This window comes from Criblamydia sequanensis CRIB-18 (assembly GCF_000750955.1).
Taxonomy (GTDB): Bacteria; Chlamydiota; Chlamydiia; order Chlamydiales; family Criblamydiaceae; genus Criblamydia; species Criblamydia sequanensis.
This window is the reverse complement of the sequence record NZ_CCEJ010000004.1, coordinates 282378-290572: the sequence shown is the minus strand read 5'-3', so window position 1 is coordinate 290572 and position 8195 is coordinate 282378. Positions and strand designations below refer to the sequence as shown.

Sequence of the window (8195 nt, the reverse complement as noted above, 5' to 3'; positions counted from 1 at the left end):
GCTGCTATTTCAAAATTTTTCTCTTTAGACAGCAAATAGCTTTTTATTGCGCGGCTCTTTAATTTCTTCGCTGTTTTTCAGATAAAGCTAAATAGCTTCCTTGATAAGCTTCATTCTCTCATCTTAGCTTTCTGCATCAGTACAGACAACTGGTAATTCATTTCTTTAATGATGTAGTACTCTTAGAAGTTTCTCTACCTTCAAGAATTATTTTTATTAATTTTTCAAACTTGCTCATACTATTAGTATAGGATGGATGACTCAATTTGAACATTCCCCACGTCTTTCCTCTTGCGTAAGCTTAACACTTAATCGAGCCGTCAAAAGACGGGAAAGAGGATCAATAATTTAATTTTTTAAATCGGGAAAAATAATGTTTCAAGAAAGATTAAAAGATCAAGTAGCACTCATTACGGGAGCAACTCAAGGGATCGGAGCGGAGATAGCAACAGCTTTCAGTCGAGAGGGAGCGACAGTGGTCATTACGGATGTTAATGATTCTAAAGGAGTATCATTTGCCAAGGAGATAGGGAAAAATTGCTTATACCTTCATCTTGATGTCAAAGAGGAGTCTGAATGGCAACAAGTCATGGCGACAGTTGTTGAAAAATTCGGTAAACTTAACATTCTTGTTAATAATGCAGGAATTACAGGCTTTCAAGAGGGGTTTGGACCTCAAGACCCGGAAAATGCCTCTTTAGATAGTTGGAGGAAAGTGCATGCGGTAAATATGGATGGTATTTTTCTTGGTTGTAAATATGGAATCCAAGTCATAAAAAATACTGAGAAGGGATCCATTATTAATATATCTTCGCGATCCGGACTGATTGGCATTCCTGAAGCTGCAGCTTATGCTTCGAGTAAGGCAGCGGTTAGAAATCACACAAAAACGGTAGCTCTCTATTGTTGTCAGCAAGGCTACAACATCCGTTGCAATTCAGTACATCCTGCTGTCATTCTTACACCTATGTGGGAGCCCATGCTTGGCAGTGGTCCGGAAAGAGAAGTCAGAATGGCTGAAATTGCAAAAGACATTCCAATGCAAAAAGTCGGCATGCCGATTGATGTGGCTAATGCCGTTCTTTTTTTAGCCTCTGACGAATCAAAATATATCACCGGCATCGAATTGTCAATCGATGGTGGAATGTTGGCCGGAATTTGCAACACACCCAAGAGAAATGATGTCTAATTTCCGTAGCAAGTAGAAAACTCCAAGGCTACAAGAGCCTAAGCAAGTTTTGAAAAAACTTAAGAAAACCACAATTGCATAAGACAGGCTTAATTAAATATTAGCCAAGATAGATGACTTCTTCAAAAAATGCGGACGTAGCTAATACACCTTAAGGCTCGTCTATCAATTTTTCTTTCTCTTTTGGCTTTAGTTGTAAAAGCAAAAGATAATAGGTGATCCCTAATGCGAAGACTGTAAAAGCAGAGGCTAGCACAAACATTGGGGTTGTGTAAGCGTAATCGAATACGATAATCTTTCTAGAAATTGCCATTAAAGCTGTTGCAACAACCAATCTGACATGAATGGTATTTTCCTTAAGATAGAGGACAATATTCACATAAATTTCTATTGCGATAAGGACGGCAAGAAAGGCCCCAAAAACGCTGAACATATCACTGATGTTGAGGAGAAATGCTGGCTCTTCCCACAATTTTTGATAGAGAATCCAACATACATCTGCGACGCCAAGCACGACAACGAGTGCCATCAAAAGGGCCAAGACACGAAGTGACCAGCGAATTATAGACTGAAGAAAGTTTAAATATCTGTCTTCAGCATTTTTAGATGCTACGATCCCTAAATGTTCATCATCCATTTATCTTTTTCCTTTTTTACCTTATTGGTATCAAAACAAGTAAATCAAAGCAATTGGCAAACCAGCAATTTTTCTCAGAAAACCTGACAATCGTATTTCTTTTTAACTTAAGTATCGAAATGATGCTAGGAATCAATTGGACATCGTCTTTTTTTAGGATTTATTTAGTTTTTTTAACTTGTATGCGACGTAGTAAATGAATAAATGGCTGGAGAGGGGTATTGTTATAAATTGAAACAAGATGGTCAGTAAAACCTTAAGGTTAACAGCTTCAGTGCCTAGATGAATCCATAAACCGATCAGCATAAGTATAAAGCCTAAAGTTACTGCTTTGGAAAGGGCATGGGCCCGGCAGATAACATCCGGCATAATTAAAATTCCCAAATTGGCAATCAAAATAAAAAAAACGCCCGATAGCAAGAAAAATGCGACTAGTAATTCATTCAAGATCATAGGTATCCTTTTGCTCAGGTTCTTTCCTTTTATCCAGGCTGCCAAGATAATCCAAATAGCCTAAAACAGATGTAAATCCCAATAGGCTGAAAATTAGCAATACTTCAAGAAAATAAATAGAATAAGTTTCAAGTGAAAATAATATGGTCATTCCGGCTGCGCATAAAGCGATGGCATCGAAAGCTAAAACACGGTCAAGAGTTGAGGGGCCTAGAATTAAGCGGATTATGGTTAAAATAGCGGATAAGAATAAAGCTAAATAACAAACCATAATAACGTTCGACATCATCTTGTAAACCCTAAAATTAAGAACTTGATTTCATCGATATTTTTATATACCCCCTCGGGTTCCTTTAGATCTATGATATGAACGAGTAGGGTGGACTTTTCTAAATTAACACTGACTGAGCCCGGTGTTAGAGTAATTAATTGACTAAGCAAAAGAGCTTCAAAGTGAGTCAGTTCTTGGATGGGATAAGAGATAAAAGAGGGGTTAATCTTATTTTTGTAGTAAAATAGAATGATTTTAGCCATGTTTAAATTAGATTTTATAAATATCAGAGAAAAAATAAAAATAAATCTTACAAAACCTCTGGCCATTTTAACATATTTTGAGGAGTTCAATAAATGTTGAAAGGTCCACAAAATCAGAAAACCAATACCAAAACCGAAAAGAAAGTGAAAAATATCGGCTTCGCCATTCAAAATAATCCAAAGCACAGCCAATAGGATATTAAGGATTAAATATTGAATAGGTTTCATGGCAATCCTTTTCCTGACGCTTTAATAACAGCCAGGATGTATGGCTCCTTTTGAAAAATCTGGTCAGCTGCTAAGACCGCTGTATTATAAATAGGCTCTATGCAAAGCCCGATTATTAGGCTTGCGAATACAAGCATGCCGACAGATACATAGTTTTCCTTAAGTTTTATTTCTTTTATTGAACTCTTTTCGCTCGGCGAATTTTTCCAAAAGGCTCCTATCCAAATTTTTACCATGCTGAAAAGAGTAAGCCAGCTTGTCAAAAGAGCAATAGCCGCAGTAAAATAATTTTCCATCTTAATGGTTTCTAAAACCAATAAATATTTCCCCCAAAAACCGCTTAAAGGTGGTAATCCCGCTAAAGAAAAAGCTTGGATTAAAAAACTTGCTGCAAGCCAAGGCATAACTAACGATAAGTTTCCCATTTTTTTCAAATCGTCCGTTCCTGAAGCTTGCGCGGCGACACCCCCTATAAGGAATAAGGAGACCTTTACCCAAATATTATGGATAATAAACAAAAGCGCAGACGCTATGGCTAGAGGGGTATAAAGGCTCAGCCCTAAAATCATATACCCGATTTGGCTGATGATATGGTAGGAGAGAATCCCTCGAATAGTCGTACAAGAAACGGCCCCTAAAACTCCTAAAAGCATGGTGAAAGTTGAAAGAACAAGCAAAATGGTATTTAAATTACCTAAAGGGGAGGGTAAGAGAACGACAAACACTCGTATTAAGACATATATTCCAACTTTAGTTAAAGACCCTGCAAACAGTGCGGCCAAGGAAGCGGGTAAAAGGGAATAGGTCCTTGGAAGCCAAAAGTATAGAGGAAAGATAGCGGCTTTTAACCCAAATACTCCGAGAAGTAAATACCCCCATCCTAGGAGAAGAGGGTCATTATTCTGATCCTTTAATAGCTCTGATAAAGCGGCCATATTTAAATGGCCTGTATATCCATAAATCATGGCTGCAGCACATAAAAACCCTAAAGTGCCTATCAAGTTGATAAGGAGGTAAGAAAAAGCCCATTTTAAATTCTTTTCAGAAAGTTCCAAAGCCACAAGGGCGTAGGAAGCAAAGAGCATCATTTCAAAAGAAACGAATAAATTAAAAAAATCTGCTGTCAGCAGGCTCAATGAAATACCTGCTTGCAAAATAAAGATAAGAGGTATGCGAAGGATATGGGTCTCCGTGCCCCCCTCAACTATTCCGTATATATTCGTCGCTAAAAAGATCAATGAAATAGTAAATAAAAAAAGAGAAGAAAACAGGTCTGTCACCAATACGATTCCATAGGGCGGAAGCCAGTTTCCGATTACAGTAACTTGTATTTCTCCTTGAAGACAGCTCCACAATAAAAAAGCTGAAACCATGGTGTGCAAAGCAGAACCGGTTATCTTTAGGGTAGTACGCCAATGATCCTTGCGGCAGAATCCGGATGCTACTGCAAAAAGCAAAGGGAGTATAATAGGAAGGGTTACGCTAATCATCGTGATTTATCTTCATATAAGTGTTTGTATCGAGAGTACCGAAATAACCAACTAGGCGAAAAGCTAAAACGATCATAAAAGCGATCAAGCCAAATCCAATCACGATAGAAGTTAAAATAAGGGCTTGAGGTAATGGGTCAACTAAGTTTTTTTCAACCCCTTCTATTATTATCGGGACCGTCTTTCCTTGCGGATTTTCAGAAGTGAATAAAATCATTAAATTTATGCCATTTGATAAGAGAGCAAAACCAAAAATGAAATCTGTCAGGCGTGCTTGCATAATTAAATATGAGGAGACGCTAAAAAGAATAAAAACAAGAATTAAAGCATCTAACTCCATCTAATACCTATAAAGTGAGCTTCCCGAAATAAAAAATAGACTTTAGCAGTCATGGCTAAAACAACAAGATACACTCCCGTATCGAAAATTAAGGGTGTGAGTGAAGAGATATAGGCTACCTTTGGCAAAGTAGAGAAGTCGACATAATGGGTTAAAAAAGGGGCGCCTAAAAAGAGGGGAAGGCATCCTGCTAATAGTATTATTCCAATGCCGAAAAATCCAAGACGCATAAATAGAAGAGGTCTATTGAAGACTTGTATCGAAAATCCAAGAATAATAATAGAGATTCCATTTGTCAGCCCCGCTACAAAGCCTCCTCCGGGATAGTTATGCCCTCTTAATAATAAATAGATGGAGAAAAGATTCAGCAAAATAAAAATCAAAGGCATAATGGAGCGCAAAATAGGAGAATTTGTCGGAACGCATGGATTAATTTTCTTAAAAAATATCTCTTTCTTGTTAGCTAGAAGGCCTATGACCCCTAGCATCGCCGTTAAAATAACCGTCGTTTCACCTAATGTGTCTAAACTCCGAAAGTCAATAAGAATCGTGTTCACTATATTGGAGCCGTGGGCATAGGGGATTGAATTAGCCACAAAAAAATCGATCATGGGTTTATGTGAGGAATGATAAAGAGCAACTATTAGAGCCGCTGTCAGCCCGCATGCGACAGCAAGCGGAATTGTAAATCTACGGAATTTTGAAATAGATGGTTCCACATAACTGACGCTATTTCCTAAATGTCGAAATAGCAAGAGAATAATAAGAGAGGTTGCGACCTCGACTAGAATTTGCGTTAAGGCAAGGTCCGGAGCTGAGTATAAAGCAAAGTAGATCGCTATAAAAAAACCGCATCCTGATAAAGCCAATAACCTGGAAATAAGATTGTTGAAAAAGGGTATTAATAAAGTAAATAGGCCTATTAAGAATATCGTTAAAATTCTAACCGGTGAAATTAAGGCAAAATTAGAAGAGATTGAGTCAGGAGGAGAATAATAAATCAAAAATCCACCCAAGAAAATAGAGAATAAAGAGAATAAAGTCGCTGATTGCTGCTGATAAGTCATCGGTTCAAAAGGTTTAACCAGGATTTTGCACATTTTGGGAAACTTATTAATAAACTTATCAAACAAGTCCCCGAAATTTAATTGTCCAATGATGCTTGTAAAACGCCATTCAGTCCTTTCTGCGGCATAAAAAAACAAGGCTCCTCCTAATATGATCGATAGGCTGACAAGCAACTCAATTGTCCAACCGTGCCAAAGCTGCATTATACGAGGGTCTAATTTATGCAAGCCCGATACATAGAAATAAGAGGTTAAATGCCCAAATTGAGTTGGCAATATACCTAAAATGAAGGCCATCGAACTTAGAATTAGCGGAGGAAATTGTATGGCTAAAGAGGGCGGATGAATAAGATCGATTTTTCCTCCCCTTTGGACATCGCGCACAAATAAATGAAAAAAAATTCGGATCGCAATGGAAACTTTAAATAAGGAAGCCACAATAAGCACACCTAGGATTAACCAGCCGCTATGGTTTGATCGTCCCAATGCGATAATATCCATTAAAATAAGTTCCTTACTAAGAAATCCGGTAGTTCCTGGAATTCCGGCCATAGCAGCTGCAGCTATAAGAAATATAAAAGAGGTCAGCGGTAGCTTTTTCCAAAGACCGCCTAGCTTACGAACGTCCCGTATGCCTGTGGCATGATCGACAATTCCGACCAGCATGAATAAGCTGCCCTTATAAAGGGCATGATTTAGAATATGAACATAATCATATTCGATGCCCTCTTCTCCTCCGATCCCATAAAATCCTAAGAAAAATCCTAGTTGGCTCACAGTTGCATAAGCTAAAATTGCTTTAAGATCATTAGATAAAAGGGAAAGGATGGCCCCTATTAGAAGAGTGATAAAGCTGAATGTCGTCAGCATGTAAAACCAAAGTTCATGCGAAGCAAATAAAGGATACATTCTAGCAGTCAAAAACACTCCCAGATTTACCATTGTGGCAGCATGCAAATAAGCTGAAACAGGTGTAGGGGCCACCATGGCATTAGGAAGCCAAAAGTAAAATGGGAATTGAGCTGATTTGCCAAAAATACCTATTAAAAAGCAAATGATGATGGGATAGGTCCATTCGGCATGTGCTTGAAAGGTTATTCCCTTCGTAGCCATGAGATGCCATTCAAAAGTCCCTGTCAAAATATCTAACATGATGATGCCGGCCAATAAAGCTAAACCGGAAAGTCCTGTCACCAAAAGGGCCATGCGGGCTCCCTTCCAAGCCCCCGGTTCGGGATGCCAGTAGCCGATTAACAAAAAGGAGGCGACGCCCGTGAGCTCCCAGAAGAAAAAAAGAACCATAAGGTTGCTCGAGAAGACAGTACCTAACATGGCTCCCATGAAAAACATAAGGCATGCATAAAATCGCCCTAAATGGGGGTCTTTTGGATCCATGTAATATTGGGCATACCAAGTCACCAATACTCCCATTCCTGTGACTAAGATTCCAAAAAACAGGGAAAGGCCATCTGTGATAAAAGTTAAATTAATTCCTAAGCTCGGAACCCAAGGGATCGTGATCATCTGAGGCTCATTCCAACCGGAAACTTTCCCGCCTAAGATAATACTGATCAAAGATGCTAAACAAACAAAAAGAGCGATAAAACCCAAATAACGAGGAAATTTTGATTTCAAATAAAAAAATAAAGGACTGAACAGGACCGGGAAAAAAATTGCGAATAAGAGATAAGGTTTCATCATAAGTACATTCAAATATTTAACAGGCTTAATATCTTGAATCTTTAAGAGGCTTTAAGCTGCATACCATTCCCTCCAACAAGAATAATGAGAGGACTGCCTGGTTACTTTTTTGCACGCCCCACCCACATTGGCCGAGCCGATTCATTTGGGATATTTGTGTCAATAGGAAGACGCCTGTCATTCCTATAAAATAATTAAAAATTTATTATTAACATAAAGTAATGTTTTGACAAAGGGATATTAAGTTCAACCGAAACTATTCTTGAAATGAATCCTGGAAGACCGTCGCATTTAAAAAGAGAGAGGCGGTCCGATAGATCTATTTTTTTTATCCTATGCTTAGAGCTCTCTTTAATCGAAAAAGCTGTTGGCTGATTCTTTAAAATTTTCCTTGCTTGTAAATTTTTTAGATCAAAAGTTAAGTAAATGGCGAAACCAAAGAGAGTTAAGATAGCTAAATGCTGCCTCTGATTAAGAAATTTTAAGTCCGTGCGGCCCCCATGTCTGACGCTATTGTCCGACAAGGGATTCGGATTTGGGCATGGAAAAATTTCAG

General features: G+C 38.3%; 8 protein-coding genes. 1 reads left to right on the top strand and 7 read right to left on the bottom strand.

Going from position 1 to position 8195, the window contains the following annotated elements; genetic code table 11:
- The first annotated feature begins 373 nt into the window (after window positions 1-373).
- Window positions 374-1189 (top strand): glucose 1-dehydrogenase, encoded by an 816-nt coding sequence (locus tag CSEC_RS06060; RefSeq protein ID WP_041017514.1) that lies wholly within the window; start codon window positions 374-376, stop codon window positions 1187-1189.
- A gap of 151 nt (window positions 1190-1340) precedes the next feature.
- Here the strand turns inward: CSEC_RS06060 and CSEC_RS06055 are convergent, their stop codons facing one another.
- The 7 genes from CSEC_RS06055 to mbhE all read right to left on the bottom strand — a co-directional run bounded on the left by CSEC_RS06055 (window position 1341) and on the right by mbhE (window position 7573).
- Window positions 1341-1826, bottom strand: coding sequence for a phosphate-starvation-inducible PsiE family protein (locus tag CSEC_RS06055; protein ID WP_053331833.1), 486 nt, complete (start codon window positions 1824-1826; stop codon window positions 1341-1343).
- A 153-nt stretch (window positions 1827-1979) separates the two neighbouring features.
- Window positions 1980-2273, bottom strand: coding sequence for a cation:proton antiporter (locus tag CSEC_RS06050; RefSeq protein ID WP_161780969.1), 294 nt, complete (start codon window positions 2271-2273; stop codon window positions 1980-1982).
- Entirely contained in the window at window positions 2266-2568 is a 303-nt protein-coding gene (locus CSEC_RS06045) for an MrpF/PhaF family protein (protein WP_079977993.1), read from the bottom strand. Before CSEC_RS06045 ends, CSEC_RS06050 begins: the two co-directional genes overlap by 8 nt.
- A complete protein-coding gene (locus CSEC_RS06040; RefSeq protein WP_041017513.1) occupies window positions 2565-3041 on the bottom strand; it encodes a Na+/H+ antiporter subunit E in 477 nt (158 codons plus the stop codon). The genes CSEC_RS06045 and CSEC_RS06040 overlap by 4 nt, the downstream gene beginning before the upstream one ends.
- Window positions 3038-4531, bottom strand: a complete 1494-nt coding sequence (locus CSEC_RS06035) for a complex I subunit 5 family protein (RefSeq protein ID WP_053331830.1) — start codon at window positions 4529-4531, stop codon at window positions 3038-3040. The genes CSEC_RS06040 and CSEC_RS06035 overlap by 4 nt, the downstream gene beginning before the upstream one ends.
- On the bottom strand, window positions 4524-4871 hold the full coding sequence (locus CSEC_RS06030) for a sodium:proton antiporter (protein ID WP_041017511.1): 348 nt from the start codon (window positions 4869-4871) through the stop codon (window positions 4524-4526). Before CSEC_RS06030 ends, CSEC_RS06035 begins: the two co-directional genes overlap by 8 nt.
- The gene (mbhE, locus tag CSEC_RS06025; protein WP_237559215.1) at window positions 4862-7573 is read right to left on the bottom strand and encodes a hydrogen gas-evolving membrane-bound hydrogenase subunit E; all 2712 of its coding nucleotides are present in this window, start codon (window positions 7571-7573) and stop codon (window positions 4862-4864) included. The genes CSEC_RS06030 and mbhE overlap by 10 nt, the downstream gene beginning before the upstream one ends.
- Between the last annotated feature and the right edge of the window lie 622 nt (window positions 7574-8195).